The organism is Labrenzia sp. OB1 (genome assembly GCF_001624695.1).
Taxonomy (GTDB): domain Bacteria; phylum Pseudomonadota; class Alphaproteobacteria; order Rhizobiales; family Stappiaceae; genus Roseibium.
Map to the genome: position 1 here is coordinate 1 of NZ_JSEP01000026.1, position 18,599 is coordinate 18,599.

The following is an 18,599-nucleotide window of genomic DNA, read 5'->3' on the forward strand; positions in this document are numbered from 1 at the left end:
CCTGGGCGCACGTACGCGGGACACTGCTGCGATGGACGAGCCCCTGAGGCCCTTCCTCACGATACCGGCGCAGCCACTTGTGGACAGTGCGCACCGAGATCCCGAAAGCCGCCGCAATAGTCGCTGCAGCCTCTCCGTTCTGGTGACGCAGAACAATTTGCTCTCGACTGTAAAAACACGTGCGGGCATTCTTGTGCGGGTTGTTCATTCCATCGATCCTGAAACTGATTGTGTTTGGTCACCAACCAGTCTCAGACCTTCAATGCGAATGAACAACCTTCTTGGAACTCACACCTAGGCGCTGGAAACCTGCCGTGTTTCACTCTTGGCGCAACCGGCAAGAGGAAGGCCGGCGACGGTACCGGTCTTCTGGGCGGTGTCATGAAGCTCCGCAAAGGGCAGGGCCGGACTGAAGTGATATCCTTGCACCAGACGGCACTGCAGGGACTGCAGCACATCCAGCTGGGTGGCTTCCTCGACGCCTTCCACGATGCAGAGCATCTGCATGGACTGGCAGAGATTGACGATGGACTTCACCACGCCTCTGGCGACCGGATCGTCCAGCCCCGAGATGAAGCTGCGGTCGATCTTCACGCAATCGATCGGCAGCCGGTGAAGATACCCGAGGCTGGAATAGCCGGTTCCGAAATCGTCAAGCGCCAGTTTGACACCTGCCTCGCGCAGGGTTTGCAGGCAGGTTTCCGCCGACTCATAACTGCCGATGACGGCCGTTTCGGTGATCTCGAAAGTGATCAGGCACGGATCGTACCCATGCTGGCGGATGACCTCGAGCAGAGAGCTCACCGTTTCGGGAGAGGTGATATCATGCGCCGACAGGTTGAACGACAGGGCCAGTTCGCCGGGAAGCGACTTGAGCTGTGTCAGCGCCTTGTCGAACAGCGAGAGGGTAAGGCGGTGGATCAACCCCGTACGTTCCGCGATCGGAATGAAGGTATCGGGAGAAATCCAGTTCAGATCCGGGGTTTGCCAGCGGGCAAGGGCCTCGAAACCGATAACCGTGCGGTCCGGCAGAGAAACGATCGGTTGAAAGTAAACCTGGAACTCCCTTGAAAGATCTGCGCCTTGCAAGGCGCATTCAATGGTTCTTTCGGAACGGATGCGCGCCTCGTGTTCAGTGGAGTAGACGGTCGTCCTGCCGCGCGTCGTGGTTTTGGAATGGTAGAGCGCGTAGTCGGACCGGTCGAAGAGAACATGAGCCGAATTTCCCGCTTCCGGATAAAGGGCGATGCCGCAGGAAGCCCCGACGGACATCCTCAGGTCGCCGACCTTGTAGGGCTCGCTGATGCGGGCACACATGGCCTGGCCGGTTGTTTCGGCCTCCCCCGGGTCGCCAGGAAAGAGAAAGCCGAATTCATCGCCGCCGAGACGACAGATCTCGACGCCGGGCAGATCCATCGCCTTCAGGCGGTTGCCCACTTCCGACAGGAGAAGGTCTCCGATCTGGTGACCATAGGTGTCATTGATCGGTTTGAAGCGGTCCAGGTCGACAACACCGACGGCAAATCGTTTTCCGTTCTTTTCGTCCGCCTCGATCAGGGCTTCCAGCCGGTTGAAGAAATAGCGGCGGTTCGGCAGGTCGGTCAGGACATCTGTCTGGGCGAGGCGTGCGTTTTCGGCATTCAGCCGGGCGGTTTCGACTTGTTTTGCCGCAAGCTCCGCCTGAGACTGGATGAGTTTGCAGAAGCTTCTGTAACTGCGCAGAAGAACCTGCAGGACAACCACGCAGACGAGGAAAATGTTCAATGCGATGGCGGTATAAACATCCTCGCCCTGCTGGATGTAGTAAATGAGGTAAGGCACCGTCACGATGAACATGACCATAAGTGCCGCCTGAGGCAGGTGCATCAGGCAGAAAATGCAGCCGATCACCGTAATCGCGATAAACAGAGCGACATGGCCGCGTTCAGCCTCGCTGCCGTACCCGTCCAGACTGAGCGACCAGGCGATATAGATTGCCGCCATGAGACTGCCCGTAAGAACGGTCCGCTGCATTTTTCTGATCGCTTCCTCCGGCCCGAGTTCCTTTGTGCGCGAACTGGCCCACACAAGGAGCCGGATGCAGGTGAAAACCAGGATGGGGGCAAGGATGCCGACGGTCAGATAAAAGGGGGTGCTGTCGTAATGGGTATAGGAAACCGCGATGGCGTTGACCATAAGGAGCGCGTACAGCGACGGAATCTGGGTCTTCAGCTCGCGGTACTGAGCCTGGGCAATCTCTGGATGACGCGGGTCAATCATCATCCATCTTGCGAATGCCCTGATTTTGTTCATCAATATCTCCCGCATCGTTTATTTTTTTCGTGCATGCAGGTGAAAGAACAGTCATCTCACCTGTCATGAATAAAATTCGGATATTTCGACGTTGCCGGGAATCAATACAGGTAGACGACGTAAATAAAATGATCGCGCCGGATACTGTATTGACGTCGGGGAAGCAAATCAATTTCAACTCGTGGTTAGCCACGGTTGCATTTCCCCGTCAAAGCTTCGCCGAAAATCCGGTAGACGCAAACCCCGGTGCCTCAACCCCCTCTGGCAGTACAGCGTTTACCTTAATCCGGCGATAGTCAATAGGAAGCAGCGTTGGGCGCGAATAAGAAAAGCCAACTATTTTTTTATGGAGGAATTGGAGTATATAGAACGACATGGCCGACCGCACCCGAACCAGACTCCTGAACGCGCTGAAATGCTCCGGTCCCCAGACTGCGGCAGACCTGGCGGCAGGGTTGAACGTAACTGCCGTAGCTGTCCGGCAGCACCTGGACGGGCTGCTGCAGGAAGAGCAGGTGACTTTTGACGACGTCAAGGGTGCTGTCGGGCGGCCGAAGCGCGTCTGGGACCTGACAGCCCAAGGCCATCGGGAGTTTCCGGACAGTCATTCGAACCTGGTTCTGGGGTTGCTCGACGGGCTTACCGACCTGTTCGGCGAAGATGGCCTCGAAAAGCTGATCTCTCATCGGGAAGCCCAAAGCCGCCATTCTTATTCGCAGGCTATGGGCGGTGCTGATAAACTGTCGGACAAGGTTACGATTCTGGCTGGGTTGCGCAATCTGGAAGGATATATGGCCGAGGTGGCCAAGGATGAAACCGGCTATCTCCTGATTGAAAACAACTGCTCGATCTGCGCGGCCGCAACCGCCTGCAATGGGTTCTGCCAGTCCGAACTAAGACTGTTCAGGGATGTTCTCGGAGCGGACACGGTCGTCACTCGCACGGAACACCAGCTTTCCGGCGACCGGCGCTGCGTCTACAGGATCGAGCCCCAGGCATAAATCATGTTTCAGTGAGGAGTTTGAACGCGTGTCATTCGCAAAGCCGTTTCTTGCGCGGCTGATCGACCGGTATTTTCACCCATTCGAGACACACCTGAAGCCGCTCGATCTTCCGCTGACACCCTTGCCGGACAAGAGTCCGTTGCATCTTGTCCTGCACTTCGCCGGCATGTTCCGCACTCAACTGGTCATCGTCTCGCTGCTGGCCATGATTTCCTCGGGACTGGGCCTGGCGGGCACCTGGACGATCTCCTACGTCGTCGACGGCGTGACCTCGCAAGGCGCGCAGGACTTCCTGAACGGACACGTCTGGTTCCTGTGCGCAATCTTCGTGCTGTTCGTGATCATCGATCCGCTGGCCTTCCTTCTGCGCCAGACATTCGCCTTCCAGACCGTGCGTATCCTGCTGCCGGCGGCGATGCGCTGGCAGGCCCACAAGGCGGTCGAGGCCCAGGATCTGGCGTTTTTCGAAGACACGTTCGCCGGGCAGGTGGCCTCGCGGATCGCCCAGGTGACAATGTCGGTTCATCGCCAGATGATGCTGGCAATCGAGACCATTCCCTTTCTGATCATCCAGTTCGGCGGATCTTTTCTGTTGTTGCTGGCGCTTGCCTGGCCGCTGGCAATCCCGGTCTTCTTCTGGATCGTTGCCAACATGCTGGTCGCCTGGCTGGCAATCCCGACCTATATGCAGCGCTCGGAAAAAGTGGCTGCCGCCATGTCGCGGGCCGCCGGCGCGATGACGGAGGTCTATTCCAACATCGCCACGGTCAAGCTGTTCGCGGCCGAGGATTCTGAGGCCGGCGCGATCCGCAAGGTCATCGGCGAGACCATCGACACGCGCCACAACGAAAACCGGGCCTATATCCTGACCGACAGCGGCGTCTATGCGCTCAACGTCCTGATGATCCTGGGCGTCGTGTCGATCGGCTTCTGGGGCATGACCGGAGGCTGGGTCACCATTGGCGATTTTGTCGCCGGCCTGACGGTGACCCGTTCGCTTTCGCATGCCTCGTCGAGTTTCATTGGCGTCGGCCAGTCGATCACCAGCACGCTGGGCACGATCCGCGACGCCATGCCGATCATGACCAGCCGGCCGAAAATCACCGACGATCCCGGGGCCACCGAACTCGATGTGAGTGCCGGCGAGATCCGTTTCGAGAATGTCACCTTCGCCTATCAGAAGGACCGCGCCCCGATTCTGGAGAATTTCAACCTGACGATCGCTCCGGGCGAACGGGTTGGTCTGGTCGGTCTTTCCGGGGCGGGAAAGTCGACCGTGATCTCGCTTCTGATGCGCCTGCGCGATGTATCCGCTGGCCGCATCCTGATTGACGGTCAGGACGTTCGCGACGTGACGCAGGCATCGCTGCGCAGCCGGATCGGAGTCGTGACCCAGGATATTTCCCTGCTCAACCGCTCCATCCGCGACAACATCCGTTATGGCAGGCCGGATGCGAACGACGACGAAATCCGTGAGATCGCGAGGGCTGCAGAGGCGCTGGATTTCATCGAGGACCAAAAGGACAGCAAAGGCCGTGAAGGCCTTGCCGCCCATGTCGGCGACAGGGGGGTAAAGCTCTCCGGAGGGCAGCGCCAACGCATCGCCATCGCCCGGGTGCTTTTGAAAAACGCACCCGTCCTCATCCTGGACGAAGCCACTTCTGCCCTCGACAGCGAGGCCGAACAAGCCATTCAGGAAAATCTTGCGCGGATGATGGACGGCAGGAGCACGCTGGCTGTCGCCCACAGACTTTCGACCATCGCCGCTCTGGACCGGCTGGTGGTGATGGAGGCGGGCAGGATTGTCGAGCAGGGCAGCCACAGGGAGCTTCTTGCCGGCGGTGGGCTCTATTCAGCGCTCTGGGAACGTCAGTCCGGCGGTTTTCTCGCGCTCAGTGCTGCGGAGTAAAGCTTCCGCCGGAGTCCCGCCCGCAAGGACGCACAATCAGGGGAACTCCACTCTTGCAGGCGCTGCATATCTGGCAGCCCTCAAGGGCTATCATGTTGGAAAAGTATAATCCGCCCACCTGTTGATTTTCCGAAATCCTGGAGACAATACTCCCTTCATGGATAAAAGAGACCGTGCCGAACTTTTTCGCGAACGCCTGTCCGACGCTCTGCGCAGCCGGGAGATGAACCGCAGCGATCTGGCGCGGGGGGCGGGACTGGACCGCTCCACGGTCTCGCAATTGCTGTCCGAGGAAGCGCCTCGCCTTCCCAATGGCCAGGCGCTGGCTGCCATCGCGACGGCACTCAGCGTCTCCTCGGACTGGCTGCTGGGCCTGTCGACCCACAGGGGCGCAGCGGCGGAAATCCTCGATCAGGCGGTTCAGGTGGCCGAGACTGACCGCCACCCGGTCGATGAGCATTTGCTTGCCTGGTACCGGGACGCGGTGGGGACAAAGATCCGCCACGTCCCGGCCAACCTTCCCGATGTGCTCAAGACCGAGGCCGTTCTGGCCTTCGAATATGCCGGCGAAACGCTGCGCACCGCCGATCAGGCCATCATCGGGACCCGCGACCAGCGCGCACTCCTGAGCCGCGCCGAATCCGACATGGAGATCGCGCTGCCCAGGGAATCCCTGGAGGGCTTTGCGGAGGGAGAGGGCATGTGGGCCGGACTGCCTGCCGACGCCCGCCGCGAGCAGCTGGACGTGATGGGCCGGACGTTGAATGACCTCTATCCCTCCCTGCGCCTGCATTTGTTCGGGGCCAACGACCGGTATTCGGCGCCCTTCACGGTGTTCGGCCAGAAGTGGGCGGCGCTATATCTGGGCCAGCGCTACCTGGCGTTCTCCAACACCCGCCACGTTCAGCTCTTTTCCGGCCATTTCGACGACCTCGTCCGCCATGCCGTCATCCGCTCGCACGAAGCCGGAGAGTTCGCGGTCCGCCTCGCGGAGGGCATCTAGGAGATTAACTTTCGGCCCATAATCTTGCGCGTCTCAAGATTGAACGTCCGCTGATCTACTGCGTGCCGTGTTTAAGCGGCTTCATGGAGTCAGGAAGACGCCCGAGGCAGCATTTGCTTTGCAAATGCGTTCGGGCGATCTTCAGAATTCAACGCGACGGTTCTTTAATGATGCGCGTGGTGTCCATGCAGGGCCTTGGCAGCGGAGACGGAGCGCACCGGTTCGAATTCCTCCGCGACAGCCATATCCCAATAGGTCGAATAACCGGGAATGTTGTGTGCCTCGTCGAGCAGGACGCCTTTTTTCAGCCAGGTGAGAGCCGCGCTCGCGGGCAGGATTTCGCGCTCACCTTCCCGGAGATAAAAGTGCTCCGGCTTGAATTCGCGCGGGTGGTTTAGGCCGGCCGCCGCGGTGAATTCGATCAGTGCATCAAGTGTGTTGCGATGGAAATTCGTCACTCTTTCCGCCTTGTCCGGAACCACAAGAGCCTGCTGACGCTTGAGGTCCTGTGTGGCGACGCCGGTCGGACAGCGGTTGGTGTGGCAGCTCTGGGACTGAATGCAGCCGACGGCAAACATGAAGCCGCGTGCCGAGTTGATCCAGTCCGCGCCCAGACAGATGGTTCCGGCGAGATCGAAAGCGCTGAACAGTTTGCCGCTGGCGCCGATCTTGATGTCATCGCGCAGGCCCGCGCCCACAAGGCAGTTGTGAACGAAGGAAAGCCCCTGAAGCAAAGGCGTTCCGAGCCGGTTGGCGAACTCGATGGGCGCTGCGCCGGTCCCGCCCTCGGAGCCATCGACAACGATGAAATCCGGCTTGATGCCTGTCTTCAGCATGGCTTTGATGATCGCCATGAACTCCCAGCGATGACCGAGACACAGTTTGAAGCCGACCGGCTTGCCTCCGGACAGGTCCCTGAGCGTCCGGATGAATTCCAGAAGTTCGACCGGCGTGGAAAATGCCGAATGATGCGACGGAGAGACACAGTCCTGGCCCATGGGAACGCCTCTGGCTTCGGCGATCTCCTGTGTGACCTTTGGTGCGGGAAGCACGCCGCCATGACCGGGTTTCGCGCCCTGGCTCATCTTGATTTCGATCATCTTGATCTGCGGATTCGCCGCCTGGCTTTTGAATTTCTCCGGATCGAAGGTGCAATCCTCGGCCCGGCAGCCGAAATAACCGCTTCCCAGTTCCCAGACGAGATCGCCACCGCCTTCCCGGTGATAGCGCGACACGCTGCCTTCACCGGTGTCGTGAAAGAAATTTCCGGCCTTCGCGCCCTTGTTGAGTGCCAGAATGGCGTTGCCTGAAAGCGCGCCGAAGCTCATCGCGGATATATTGAAGAGCGAGGCCGAATAAGGCTGCTTGCATTCCGGTCCACCGATGGTGACGCGCAGGTCTTCGTGGCTGACCGGCTTCGGGCAGATGGAGTGATTCACCCAGGAATAGGAGCCGTCGTAAACGTCCTGTTCCGTCCCGAAGGGCAACACGTCCTCGATGTTCTTCGCCCGGTCGTAGACCATGGACCGGCGCTCGCGCGAGAACGGTTTGCCGTCCTGGTTGCTTTCGAAAAAATATTGCCGGAGTTCCGGGCGGATGGCTTCGAAAAGATACCGGAAGTGTCCGGTCACCGGATAATTGCGCAGGACCGCGTGCGCGTTCTGACGCAGGTCAAGAACACCGATCACCGACAGAGCCGCGAAAACCAGAAACGGCCAAAGGAAATGGCCTGAAACGGCAAACATCAAGATGATGCTGATGACGGCAAGGAGGATGCAAAGAACAAATACGGTATAGCGGGCAGGGAACACGGGCTGGTGACTCCTTGAAAAGCTTGCTCCAACAGTTGTGTCAGGCCCGACGGAAAAAGAAAAGGGCGGTAAGCTGCGATAGGGGTCTGACCCGTTGAAAAGATACGGCAGCGCCAATGAAAGGCCGGTCCAGTCTCTCAGCAATCCCCGGGCAGGGCTCTATCTCGGCAGGAACCGTTCGATCAGCCGTCTTGCCGTTTCCCTGGCGCCGGGTTCGCTCGACATGAGTTCGGCCGCACGTTCCGCTTCGTCCCGGTAACCGGGTTTCTCCAGATCCCGAAGCGCTGCCGCGAGATTTTCAGGTGCCAGCTTTTTTTGCGGGATCGGCGCCGGCCCGGCACCGATGCCATGCAAACGGGCACCCCAGAACGGCTGGTCGGCGAAGACGGGGCAGATGAGAGAAGGTTTTCCCCAGCGAACCGCTTCATGCGTCGTTCCGGCTCCGCCATGATGGACGATTGCTGAACAGCGCGGAAAAAGCCAGCTGTGCGGCGCTTTTTCCAGCAGCAGCACCCGGTCTTCCAGATCGACGGGAATTGCATCTTTTTCCAATCCGCCCCAGCCCGTGGAAAGGATCGCCCGCTGTCCGGTGATCCTGAGGGCCGAAAGGACGGCTTGCGTCAGTCTTTGCGGCTTCTTGCTCGGCATTGACCCGAAACCGAGATAGACCGGAGCGGCTCCCGACTCAAGGAAAGCGGCCAATTCCGCGGAAGGCTGATATTCGGGATCGGGTTCACTCAGCCAGTAGCCACATTGCCAGTTCTCCTCCGTCCAGTCGGATGGGGTCGGCACCAGTGCGCGGGAATAGGCCTGCAGGCTCAGCGCTTTGCTTCCATCCGGCATGTGACCGTCAAGGTGGGAGCCTGGGACGGCCAGTTCTTTGTTCGCTTCGTCCCGCAGCGGCTTCATCGTCGAAGCAAGCCCCGCCCTCATCAGTTGGCGAAAAACCGGGAAGCTCAATCGGTTGAAGGTTCTGCCAAGATCCGGGAGGCCGAAAAGCGGCACGGGAAAATCGCCCGTCGGCGCGGTGACCGGCTGCAGAGCCGTCGGCAGGGCTGGCACATTCAGCCGCCGGGCTACGAGGGTCGTCACTGTGGCCTTCAGGTTGAACAGGATGAGATCAGGTTTCTCTTCAAGCCCGGCACGCCAGAGCGCAAGCGTGACATCCTGCTGCAAACGCATGTTTCTGCGGGCTGAACGGACCGCGCCCCTGAGCGAAAACAGCGCCTCCCTGATGTCGGGATCTTGCAGAAGCGTCTGATAATTGATCGGCAACGGCCGGGCCGTCGCTCCGGCGGCCTCGATCATCTCCTCGAAGCCTTCGCCCGTGCAAAGGACGACGTCCGCTCCTGCACGGCAGAATTCCCTGGCAAGCGCGGAATAGGGCTGAACGTCGCCGCGCGTGCCGAGACAGGCGATCAGGATCTTTTTGCGGGAAACGGACATCGTGTTCCTTTACAGCGGCTGAGGGCACGGACAAGGACAAGCCACCCCGCAGATGGATCTTTTGTCCGGATTTGCAACGTATGACCCTATCCCTTAAGCCTTCCCGACCTGTCGCCATCGCAGCATCCGGTGTCCGGATGAGCACGGATTCCGATCCTGTTTTTAAAGGGTTCGCATGCAGACCACATTCTCGATCCGCACCAACGGTCAGGGCCTTTACGAGTTTACCGGTCAGGTGGCCGGCTGGCTTGGCGAAGAGGGCGCGGGTGACGGGCTCGTCACGCTGTTTGTCCGCCACACCTCCTGTTCGCTGTTGATACAGGAGAATGCCGATCCCGATGTGCAGAAAGACCTCAAGGCCTTTTTCAGCCGTCTTGTGCCCCCGGCCGATGATCCGTCCATGAGCTATCTCGTTCATACCTTCGAGGGACCGGACGATATGCCCGCCCACATCAAGGCCGTGCTCATGCCGGTGTCCCTGTCCATTCCGGTTGCGAGCCGGCGGATGGCGTTGGGCAACTGGCAGGGGATTTATCTTTTCGAGCACCGCACGCGCCCGCATCAGCGGCAGGTGGCGGCTCATTTTCTGGCGGATCGCTAGCCTGCTTTGAACAGCCGCGCTCACTGACGGAAAAGGGAAAATTTCAAAAAGTGTGACGATCGTCACTTGTTGAGAGCAGGTGGACCGGAGCCTTTGTCCTGGAATCCTCTGCCACGATTGAAAATCGGATCCCTCGATCGCTCCGTCCCGGCAGGGCGTGCCGCCCCTGTCGAATATGAAGCTTGCCGTGGGCAGGCCGATGCTCCCTGCCGTACCGGTGAGGAGACCGGTCTGTCATCTCGTTTAATGGATGTGCGTTGAGAGGGAAGGGCAGTCTGTTGTCAGCGCATTGAAATGCAGACCCGGATCGCGCCGGCATTGTCCCACAGGGCGATATCCTTGTCGTTGATCCGGAAGGCATAGGTTCCGGCGGGATCGCGGGAGTTTATGGCAAGTGCCGCGAATTCTGCGAAAGGAACGATCCTCCCAGCCTGGTCGCGCACCAGCATCTCTCCGAAGGCGTAGGCCTGATCGTATTTGTATCCGAATAGCGGACCGAGTTTCTGGGCCGACTGTCCGGAATAGCCGCGCGGGCCGACAGGTGCGGCTTGACCGTTGATCACGCTCCAGCTTCCCGAATAGCCAATCTTGCCGATCCTGCCCTCGGGTAGGGACATCTGCTGCCATCCCTTTTTTGCCTGAACATCGACGCAGTGCTCCGCGGCAAGGGCGTCGGACGGCAAAATCAGGAGTAGAAACAGCGCGAAACGGGCAGATGCCATGGGCCGGGTCCGAAGTGGAGCTTTTCGGCACTAAGACAGCATTTCTGCCGCTACGTCAAGGGCTTCCGGGGAACGGCGGACGGTGCCTCACGCAAGCTTCACACAGGCTTGCCTTGCAAGTCTGGGGTCGAGAACCCACATTCTCAGGTGAACGATGAGGGTCGTTCCTCCCCAGACTGGCGCCCGGCTTTTTCAAAGCTGCGGCGCCTTCTTTTTGCGGGTAAGCTATTGATCCCGGCGCCTCGCGAGCCTGAACACAAGGGAGGTGGACGGGAAGCCATGTCGCTTGAGACAGGGTGGCCCGCGCCGCCGGACGGGGGCGACGCGGGCTCTAACACCGGCCTGAAAAGGAGGGGCTCAGGACGCGGTGTCAGCCGCAGCCGCCAGAAGGGCGGCGATCTGATCTTTCAGGTGCAGGCGTTTTTTCTTCAACTCCTCAAGAGCCTCGTCGGACGCAGGCTCCACATCCGTTTCGATGCGATGCACTTCCCGGTTTATGGTGTGATATTCGTCCGCAAGCCGGGCGAAATGCGCGTCGTTGGTCTTGAGGGCGTGCAGCGTCTCGGCCGCTTCAGGAAATTCTTCATGCAGTTCGTGGGGAACGTGGCTCATTATTGCCTCCTTGTGAGATTCCCAAATTGCCGTTTGCAGGGGCAATCCACCTTGAGACAGATCAATCGGCACCGATTAGAGCGCGTCGCGCTTGAACGGGTTCTTGGTTCGGGAAGGTGCCGGGGCAGCGTCCGCATTGCAAATGCGTTCTGGTGGTTTCCTGAATTCAATTCAACGCGACACGCGCTAGCGGTGGCTGACACCGGCCGGGAGCCTTCTGAAGGGTCCGGAAGATATGGCGAGGACAAATTTGGCCGTTCGGCAGGGCCGTCACCAAGCGGGGCGGGCACAGGGCTGCGTGCGCCCGTGGTCCCGAGCGGTGGTCGTCGGAGAACGCCACCGGAATTCCTTCAGGTTTCAAACCAGGGCTGCGGACTTCAGCTTGGGCAATCGGCCCGTGGTCGGCATCTTATGCTGCAGGCTCTGATCCAGCAGGTAGAGCGCGAAATCGTGGATCGGCATGGGCCTGGCGAAATAGTAGCCCTGCGCAAAATCGACATTTTGTGTTTTCAGCAAGGCGAGCTGCTCGGCGGTTTCGACGCCTTCCGCACAGACCTTCATGCCATGGGCATCTGCGATGCCGAGGATCGCGTGGACAAAGACGCCGCGCGCGCTCTCCGACTGCGTGCCCAGGTCATCGATGAAGATCTTGTCGATCTTGACCAGATCGGGGTTCAGGGCCTTGATCTGGGCCAGGTTGGAATAGCCGGTGCCGAAATCGTCAATCGCGATCTGGCAGCCGATGCTGCGCAGGTATTCCAGTGACTTGGCGATGCTGGTGCCGGTGCCGATACCGGTTTCCAGAATCTCGCAGCTCAACGATATCTTTGCCTGTGTTGCCGTTTCGAAGACCGGTGACCTGATCACCGTCTGGATTCGCTCGTCGTCCAGATCCGCCTGGAAGAAATTGACACCGACCTTGAAGTTCGGCCGCCGGGCAAGGAGCGGTGTCAGCTCCTTCAGCGCCTTGGCGATGATGATCTCGGTGAATTCCCAGGTCAGTTCCAACTCCAGGATGATCGGAATGAACTCATCGGGAAACAGCTTGCCTTGCGCATCCTCGAAACGGGCGGCAACCTCGCAGCCTTCGCATTTCATGGTGTCCAGTGTCACGAAGGGCTGGAAGTGCGGCACGAAGCCGGCGCCCCCCTTCACGATGGCGCGACGGATCCGGCCGGACGGACTGTTGCACTCGCGCACGAGGCGGCACACCCGGTTGCGACACCAGCAGGCCTGTGAAGAGACTGAAACCGGCAAAGATCGCGATCAGCGTGCTGTTTTCTTCAACGACCTGATCAAACCGGATCATGGTGAGATAGCAGAGCCTGACGAACCCTTCGCCGCAAGCCTTCGCGTAGACATGGCCGATGACCGGACCGAGGCTGTTGTGCGCGCGCGTCAGCAGATCCGGGTTTCCCTCGGCATAATAAAGCCCGACATGGGGATCCTCGATATCCGAAACGAACATCAGGTCTTCCGAGGAGCCCTGAAGTTTGCCTGTTCGGAAAAAGGACACCGCATAGCGGTTCTGCTTGAAGAGCGTGACCGAGCCGACGCCTTCAACCCTGTCGAACGGAACGCGGTACCAGAGCGAGCGGCCATCGGAAAACAGATTGATGGAATCGGGGGGACCAAAGTCTAAAGCAGGCTCGAAGCGGCCGAAACTGGAAGCGCAGGCCGATTTGGTATCGCCGTCCGGGAAAAACCAGATGTTCGTGATCTGTCTGTTTTTATAGACCAGAGAGTTGAGCAGGTTCAGGTGCTGTTCGCTGCAATCCTGCACCGGAAGCGATTCCACCCGCTCGTAAACCAGCTTGCTGCGCTCGATGTTGTCAAGCCAGACGCCAAGCAGATCGGATGTGCGGTTGTGCAGGTCCCGGTGTGCATCGAAAGCGATGCCGATCCAGGCCATTGTCATCATCATGACAAACGTCACCACACCCGCCAGATTCGACAGAAGACGGGGACGGTTGAAAAATGTTCTGAAGTTTAAAGACATCAATCTGTCTGGGTCCCTTTCTGTCTGCCAAGGTGTGAACTCACAACTGAAGACGACAGGGCACCTTTAAGTGCGACTTACCGTCTTGTGCCGTCTGGTACCGTCTGCGGCGCAAGCATTCTGCCCGGTCTTCCCTGAAGCACTTCCAAAACAGGCGCCTCCGGCGGACCGGCAGACGCAGCTACAAGGTTGCGGCATTTCTCCGGTGCTCCGTATTGCTTGTCCCGCTACGGTTGCGGTCCGATACGCGCCGTACATGTCTACGTAATTATTTCAAGTGTTTTGGTGTGAGCAAGCTTAATAAAAGGTCAATGTATTAGATCCAATGGAAACTATTCTTTCTATATTGCGCAAAGGGCAGTCATACAACTTCGAATATATGTTGAGTGCTGGAGAGGGATTGCTGGTTGGACATGGTGGGGTGCGTCAGGCGGGCGGCGCATTCCACCATGTCCGGGGGGGGGGGCTTCGCGACTGTCAGTAAAAAGACAGGGCAGTCCCGGCGGCCAGGAAATTTGTCCAGACTTGACATGAATTTGCAAATCGCGGCCCCTTGCGCTCTCCTGACAGAAGGCTGTCAGCAGGGGGTTGTTAAGCTGGTCTCCGTTACAACGCCAAAGGAGACTTTGCATGAGCTTTATTCCCGACAACTTCACCATTTGGATGGAGATTCCGGTCCTGGATCTGGACAAGGCGGTTGCGTTCTATAACGACGTATTCCAGACGGAGCTTGTCCGTGTCACCGATATGGGTCCGGATGAATTCGCGATGTTTCCGGTCAAGAACGGCGGCACGGCGGGGCATCTCTATCCCGGCAAGCCGCCGGAAAAAGGCACCGGATCGACCATCCATCTGGCCTGTCCGGATGGCCTTGAATCAACGATGGAACGTTTTGCCAGGGCGGGGGGAGAAGTCATTTCCGACCCTATCGCAATTCCCGCAGGCCGGTTTGCCTACGGGATTGATCCTGACGGCAATTCCATCGGCTTGTTCGCGCCCTAGAGTCTGTGGACGATCAGTATTTGGTCGAGGTTTGTATGCAAAACGCCCAGTTCAAGAAACAAGGTCGCCGGAAGGGTGTTCCCTTTCATGACATTGCGACGCCGAAATGGGCGTTTTGCGCCAAATCTCTTCGAGACGCGGCGGATTTCGGTCCCGATTGCGTCTGAAAGTCCTTACGGTGGGTGGCGCCACTGCGGGTTTTCCTCCTGTTCGGACACCGAAATCCGACTCGCGCCGCGACCCAAAACCTGATTGTTCACAGCCCCCAAGGAGCCCGCATCATGAGACGTGCCGACCGCCTCTTCCAGATCGTGCAGCATCTGCGCGGCGGCCGGCTTGTCCGGGCGCGTCAGCTGTCCGAATGGCTGGAAGTTTCGGAGCGGACCGTCTATCGCGATATTGCCGATCTGCAGGCCTCCGGCGTTCCCATCGAAGGGGCCGCCGGGGTTGGCTACATCATGCGCGACGGCTATGACCTGCCGCCCCTGATGTTCTCCCGGGACGAAGTTGTCGCTTTGCTCGCCGGTGCGCGTCTGATCCGGGCGTGGGGCGGGGCCGCGATGGCCCGGGCCGCCGAAGAGGCGATGATCAAGATCGACGCTGTCCTGCCGGAAAGAATGCGCGTGCGCCACAACGAGGTGGAGATCCACGCGGTCGCTTCGGAAATGACCCAGGAGGTCCGGGCGTATATCGATTTTCTCGAAGCGGCGGCGGATGCCCGCAAGCGCCTGTCCATCGCCTATTGCGACGGGAAGGGCGATGCAACCTCCCGGGTGGTTCGTCCGCTGGGCCTTTGGTTCTGGGGCAAGGTCTGGACGCTCGTCGCCTGGTGCGAACTGCGCGAGGATTTCCGCATGTTCCGTCTGGACCGCATTTCCGAGATCCGCGAGACGGGAGAAAGATTCTCCAAAGAGCCGGGCAAATCCCTGAAGGATTTTTACTGCCAGATGGAAGAGGCAGGCTACCAGGCATCGCGGAACTGACCCTTCCGGCCCGGCAAGTGCCGGTGGTCAGCGCAAAGCCGCGTACCCGCTGCCGAAAATCTCGCGCAGCAGCTTGCGTTTCATGGCGTGGGCATAGTCTTCATAGTCCTCCGCCACTTCGACGAACGCGCCGGGGCCTTTGAGGACCCTGGTGCGGTAATAATTGACCGGGGCCGTGTCCTGACCGGCGATGACCAGAGCGTTGACGGTGATGTCCGCGAAATCGAAGGCGCGATAAGCGCTCTCCGGGCCGAAGCCTTCGTTGTTGATGCCGTCGCCGGCGATATCGATCACCTTGCGGGCACACGGCTCGGGAGCTTCCTGCATCCGCACGGAAGCGTGTCCAAGGGCGTAGCCGATAGCGGTAGGAAACTCGGTGAAACCTCTGCGCGAACGGCGCAGGGCTGCTGCGGCCTTTTCGGCGCTGCGCGCATCGACAAGCTTCTGCCAGGAGAGCTGCAGCAATTGCTGGTACCTGCCGCTCCACTCGAAACTCGTCACCCAGATGCCGCCGACGGCTTCGATCGCCTCCACCACCTGCGGGTCCTCAAGGGCGTTCGCAAGACCGTTGAGCTGAAGAGCATGTTCGCGTGCATCGACACTCGCCGATCCATCCATGGCGAGGACCAGCGCAAGGGAACAGGAAGAGGCACGTGCGCTCGTCCAGGGTGCCGCCAGACACAGGATCGCCAAAAGCACGACGGCAAGCGTCCGCACTCCTGAGGACTGCGCCATATACGGTCGTGGCAGGTTCGGCATCCGAATGCGGTGATGCATGTAATTTTCCCTGACTGCGGCTTCAGGTTAGCTGTATGACGCGCCGCATGCAAAGAGGAGCGTGCCATAAAGGCGACGTTAAATGCTGCAATGCAAATTTATTCGCCACAGCACTTGAACGCACGGCAGCAACTGGGCAGGGTTGGAGCATGTACGCATCCCACGGATTTCTCAGGTCTGACATCGGCGACGTCGATGTCGTTTTTCATGACGGCCTTTTTCATCTCTTTCACCTGGTTCTGCCCAATCACGATTTCATAGCTCATGCAGTCAGTCCCGACGGCATGACCTGGCGCCGTGTCAAGAACGCGCTTTTTGTCGGTGAGCCCGGCGCCTGGGACGACGACATGCTGTGGACCATGCATGTGACCGCCGATCCTGACCGGCCGGGGGAATGGCGCATGTTCTATACCGGCCTCGCGCGTTCCGAATATGGGCGTGTCCAGCGCGTCGGTCTTGCGCGCTCAAAGGATCTTTATCATTGGGAGCGCTGCGAAGGCGGGGCCTATCCGCTTGAAATTCCGGCGCCGCATTATGAAAGCTCGATCGATGAAGGCCGCCACTGGGTCAGCTTTCGCGATCCGTTCTTCTATCATGACAGCGAGACCGGAGAGCGGTTGATGCTGAGTTCGGCGCGGGTGAAGGACGGGCCGGTTATTCGCCGGGGTTGCGTGGGCCTGGCCCGCGAGACAAGCGCGGACAAATTCACTTTCGAGGCGCCCTTGCACCGTCCGGGTCTTTACGATGATGTCGAGGTTCCCAATCTCTTCAAGCTCGACAACCGCTATTACCTCCTCGGCTCGATCCGCGAGGACACCAAGATCCACTACTGGTATGCCAACTCAATCGCCGGGCCTTACGAGAATTTCTTCGACAACGTGATCCTGCCGTCGGGCAATTATGCCGGCCGGATCTGCCGCGCCGATGGCGACCTTCTGCTCTTCAACTTCTTTTCCAAGACGGAAAATGTCCACGGACGCGAAACGGTCAAGAAGCTGCTGCCGCCGCCAAAGCGACTGGTAAGCGACCAGGCCGGCCGGCTGAAGGTCAAATCCTATTCGGGCTTCGACGCTCTGGTAACGCATCGCGAAAGCGTGACGGCGTCCTATCAGTGCAAGACGCTTTACGGAAACCCCCACGCCTCCGCGATAGACCGTTCCGACGGCCTGCATTTGTCATGCAAGAGCGGCTATGAAGCGTTTCTTCTGCCGGGAAAACACGAGGATTTCCGTCTGCGGACGCAGTTGATGCTGGAAGGATCGGGCAAGACCGGGCTGGTGCTGCGCATGAACGAGGAAGGCGACGGCTATTACCTGTCCCTCGACCTGGTCAACGGCATGGCGCAGATGCGTGCCTGGGGCGCCAATCCGACGCCTGAATTCGAGCACGCCTTCCGCTTCGATCCGCTTCAGGACGCCAGTTTCCGGGGCGGCGGTCAGGGCCCATGGCAGATCGAAGTCGTCGCCCACGGTCAGTACATCGAGTTTTCCATCGACGGCTATGTGGTGCTCAGTCTGGTTGACGACGCCTTCGCCGACGGCGGCGTCGGCTTCTATACCGAAAGCGCCGCCGTCTGCCTGAAGAACCTCGATATAGAAACCTTGCGGCGCCCGGTGACCGAGGACGCGTCCGAGCAGGTCTACACCACGACATATGTTGCCCCCGAGGAGGAGGTTGAGGGATTGTGAGCGGCAAAACCGACAGTCCTCAGCCCTGGCTTCTGGTCAGCGATATCGACGATACGCTGACCGGGAACTGGCAAGACCTGAACCGGCTCTGGCAATCGCTCAAGCTACGCCACGAAGGGGCCAGGCTGGCCCTGAATTCAAGCCGCCCGGCAGTCAGCGTCGACCGGACGCTGGCGGACTATTTTCCCGCGGACTTCACGGCCGACGCGATTATCACCGGTTTGGGAACCGAAATCCGGCTGGGCCGCTATTGGCTGGAGAGCTGGCAGACGCAATTCCTCGACTGGCCGGACAGGGACGTCCGCAGGCTGGTCATGGAACTTGGCTTTCCGCCACATGCGGACATTTTCCAGACGGAAGGGAAAGCCAGCTTTTCCGTCCCGGGAAAGGTGGAGGTGGGACGCATACTGGAACGCCTGGAAAAGGAAGGCATCCCGCTTAAATATATTTACTCAGGCGCGAGCGATCTCGACATTCTCGCGCCCGGTGCCGGCAAGGACGCTGCCATGCGCCACCTTGCCGATCACCTCGGGATACCGATGCAGAACACGGTAGCGGCGGGGGACTCAGGCAACGACCTGGCCCTCTTCGAAGCGGCGGGCAGGGCAATTGCCGTCGGCAACGCGCGAGAGGAACTCCTCGCCGCGATGCCGCGCCGGAAGACTTACCGAGCGAGCGCGAACCATGCCGCCGGGGTCCTCGAGGGATTGATAGAATTGGGAATGCTGCAGCAAGCAGCAGCCTGAACGA

18 protein-coding genes are annotated in these 18,599 nt (G+C 59.5%); 8 read left to right on the forward strand and 10 right to left on the reverse strand.

The genetic code is table 11. The annotated features are described in order from the left end of the window. The 3 genes from OA90_RS28185 to OA90_RS29110 form a co-directional block, all read right to left on the reverse strand. On the reverse strand, positions 1 to 208 hold a 208-nt coding region (locus tag OA90_RS28185; protein ID WP_156510618.1), incomplete at its 3' end, for a leucine zipper domain-containing protein. Positions 209 to 294: 86 nt separating this feature from the next. Continuing rightward, entirely contained in the window at positions 295 to 2,292 is a 1,998-nt protein-coding gene (locus OA90_RS23970) for an EAL domain-containing protein (RefSeq protein WP_208986281.1), read from the reverse strand. Beyond that, the gene (locus tag OA90_RS29110) at positions 2,252 to 2,485 is read right to left on the reverse strand and encodes a hypothetical protein (RefSeq protein WP_199823828.1); all 234 of its coding nucleotides are present in this window, start codon (positions 2,483 to 2,485) and stop codon (positions 2,252 to 2,254) included. Before OA90_RS29110 ends, OA90_RS23970 begins: the two co-directional genes overlap by 41 nt. Positions 2,486 to 2,666: 181 nt before the next feature. Here OA90_RS29110 and OA90_RS23975 point away from each other — a divergent pair, with 181 nt between their 5' ends. The 3 genes from OA90_RS23975 (at position 2,667) to OA90_RS23985 (ending at position 6,208) form a co-directional block, all read left to right on the forward strand. Next, positions 2,667 to 3,293, forward strand: a complete 627-nt coding sequence (locus tag OA90_RS23975) for a metalloregulator ArsR/SmtB family transcription factor (RefSeq protein ID WP_068418777.1) — start codon at positions 2,667 to 2,669, stop codon at positions 3,291 to 3,293. Positions 3,294 to 3,321: 28 nt separating this feature from the next. Then, positions 3,322 to 5,205 carry an ABC transporter ATP-binding protein gene (locus tag OA90_RS23980; protein WP_068418779.1) on the forward strand — a complete coding sequence of 628 codons (1,884 nt, stop codon included), beginning with the start codon at positions 3,322 to 3,324 and terminating at the stop codon, positions 5,203 to 5,205. A gap of 157 nt (positions 5,206 to 5,362) precedes the next feature. Further along, positions 5,363 to 6,208: a helix-turn-helix transcriptional regulator gene (locus tag OA90_RS23985; protein WP_068418782.1), complete on the forward strand. Its 846-nt coding sequence runs from the start codon at positions 5,363 to 5,365 to the stop codon at positions 6,206 to 6,208. 164 nt (positions 6,209 to 6,372) lie between these two features. Here the strand turns inward: OA90_RS23985 and OA90_RS23990 are convergent, their stop codons facing one another. Continuing rightward, positions 6,373 to 7,953 carry an FMN-binding glutamate synthase family protein gene (locus OA90_RS23990; protein WP_082837250.1) on the reverse strand — a complete coding sequence of 527 codons (1,581 nt, stop codon included), beginning with the start codon at positions 7,951 to 7,953 and terminating at the stop codon, positions 6,373 to 6,375. A gap of 225 nt (positions 7,954 to 8,178) precedes the next feature. Further along, positions 8,179 to 9,465, reverse strand: coding sequence for a glycosyltransferase (locus tag OA90_RS23995; RefSeq protein WP_068418789.1), 1,287 nt, complete (start codon positions 9,463 to 9,465; stop codon positions 8,179 to 8,181). A 175-nt stretch (positions 9,466 to 9,640) separates the two neighbouring features. On the opposite strand from OA90_RS23995, the gene OA90_RS24000 reads away from it, so the two are divergent. Then, on the forward strand, positions 9,641 to 10,066 hold the full coding sequence (locus OA90_RS24000; RefSeq protein ID WP_068418792.1) for a secondary thiamine-phosphate synthase enzyme YjbQ: 426 nt from the start codon (positions 9,641 to 9,643) through the stop codon (positions 10,064 to 10,066). Between the two features lie 281 nt (positions 10,067 to 10,347). Here OA90_RS24000 and OA90_RS24005 read toward each other — a convergent pair whose 3' ends face one another. The 4 genes from OA90_RS24005 to OA90_RS24020 all read right to left on the reverse strand — a co-directional run bounded on the left by OA90_RS24005 (position 10,348) and on the right by OA90_RS24020 (position 13,324). Continuing rightward, on the reverse strand, positions 10,348 to 10,788 hold the full coding sequence (locus tag OA90_RS24005) for a hypothetical protein (protein ID WP_068418795.1): 441 nt from the start codon (positions 10,786 to 10,788) through the stop codon (positions 10,348 to 10,350). Between the two features lie 357 nt (positions 10,789 to 11,145). Beyond that, positions 11,146 to 11,400, reverse strand: a complete 255-nt coding sequence (locus tag OA90_RS24010; protein WP_068418799.1) for a DUF465 domain-containing protein — start codon at positions 11,398 to 11,400, stop codon at positions 11,146 to 11,148. A 357-nt stretch (positions 11,401 to 11,757) separates the two neighbouring features. Beyond that, a complete protein-coding gene (locus OA90_RS24015; protein WP_244274708.1) occupies positions 11,758 to 12,513 on the reverse strand; it encodes an EAL domain-containing protein in 756 nt (251 codons plus the stop codon). Further along, a complete protein-coding gene (locus tag OA90_RS24020) occupies positions 12,431 to 13,324 on the reverse strand; it encodes a CSS-motif domain-containing protein (protein ID WP_199823823.1) in 894 nt (297 codons plus the stop codon). The genes OA90_RS24015 and OA90_RS24020 overlap by 83 nt, the downstream gene beginning before the upstream one ends. A 705-nt stretch (positions 13,325 to 14,029) precedes the next feature. On the opposite strand from OA90_RS24020, the gene OA90_RS24025 reads away from it, so the two are divergent. Continuing rightward, positions 14,030 to 14,401: a VOC family protein gene (locus OA90_RS24025; protein ID WP_068418808.1), complete on the forward strand. Its 372-nt coding sequence runs from the start codon at positions 14,030 to 14,032 to the stop codon at positions 14,399 to 14,401. A gap of 281 nt (positions 14,402 to 14,682) precedes the next feature. Continuing rightward, positions 14,683 to 15,384, forward strand: coding sequence for a YafY family protein (locus tag OA90_RS24030; RefSeq protein ID WP_068418911.1), 702 nt, complete (start codon positions 14,683 to 14,685; stop codon positions 15,382 to 15,384). A gap of 27 nt (positions 15,385 to 15,411) precedes the next feature. On the opposite strand, the gene OA90_RS24035 is transcribed toward OA90_RS24030, so the two are convergent. Next, the gene (locus OA90_RS24035) at positions 15,412 to 16,161 is read right to left on the reverse strand and encodes a DUF1194 domain-containing protein (protein ID WP_208986282.1); all 750 of its coding nucleotides are present in this window, start codon (positions 16,159 to 16,161) and stop codon (positions 15,412 to 15,414) included. A gap of 149 nt (positions 16,162 to 16,310) precedes the next feature. On the opposite strand from OA90_RS24035, the gene OA90_RS24040 reads away from it, so the two are divergent. Together OA90_RS24040 and OA90_RS24045 are read left to right on the forward strand one after the other, a co-directional pair. Beyond that, a complete protein-coding gene (locus OA90_RS24040) occupies positions 16,311 to 17,849 on the forward strand; it encodes a glycosyl hydrolase (RefSeq protein ID WP_068418811.1) in 1,539 nt (512 codons plus the stop codon). Next, positions 17,846 to 18,595 (forward strand): HAD-IIB family hydrolase, encoded by a 750-nt coding sequence (locus OA90_RS24045; protein ID WP_068418814.1) that lies wholly within the window; start codon positions 17,846 to 17,848, stop codon positions 18,593 to 18,595. The genes OA90_RS24040 and OA90_RS24045 overlap by 4 nt, the downstream gene beginning before the upstream one ends. The last annotated feature ends 4 nt before the right edge of the window (positions 18,596 to 18,599 follow it).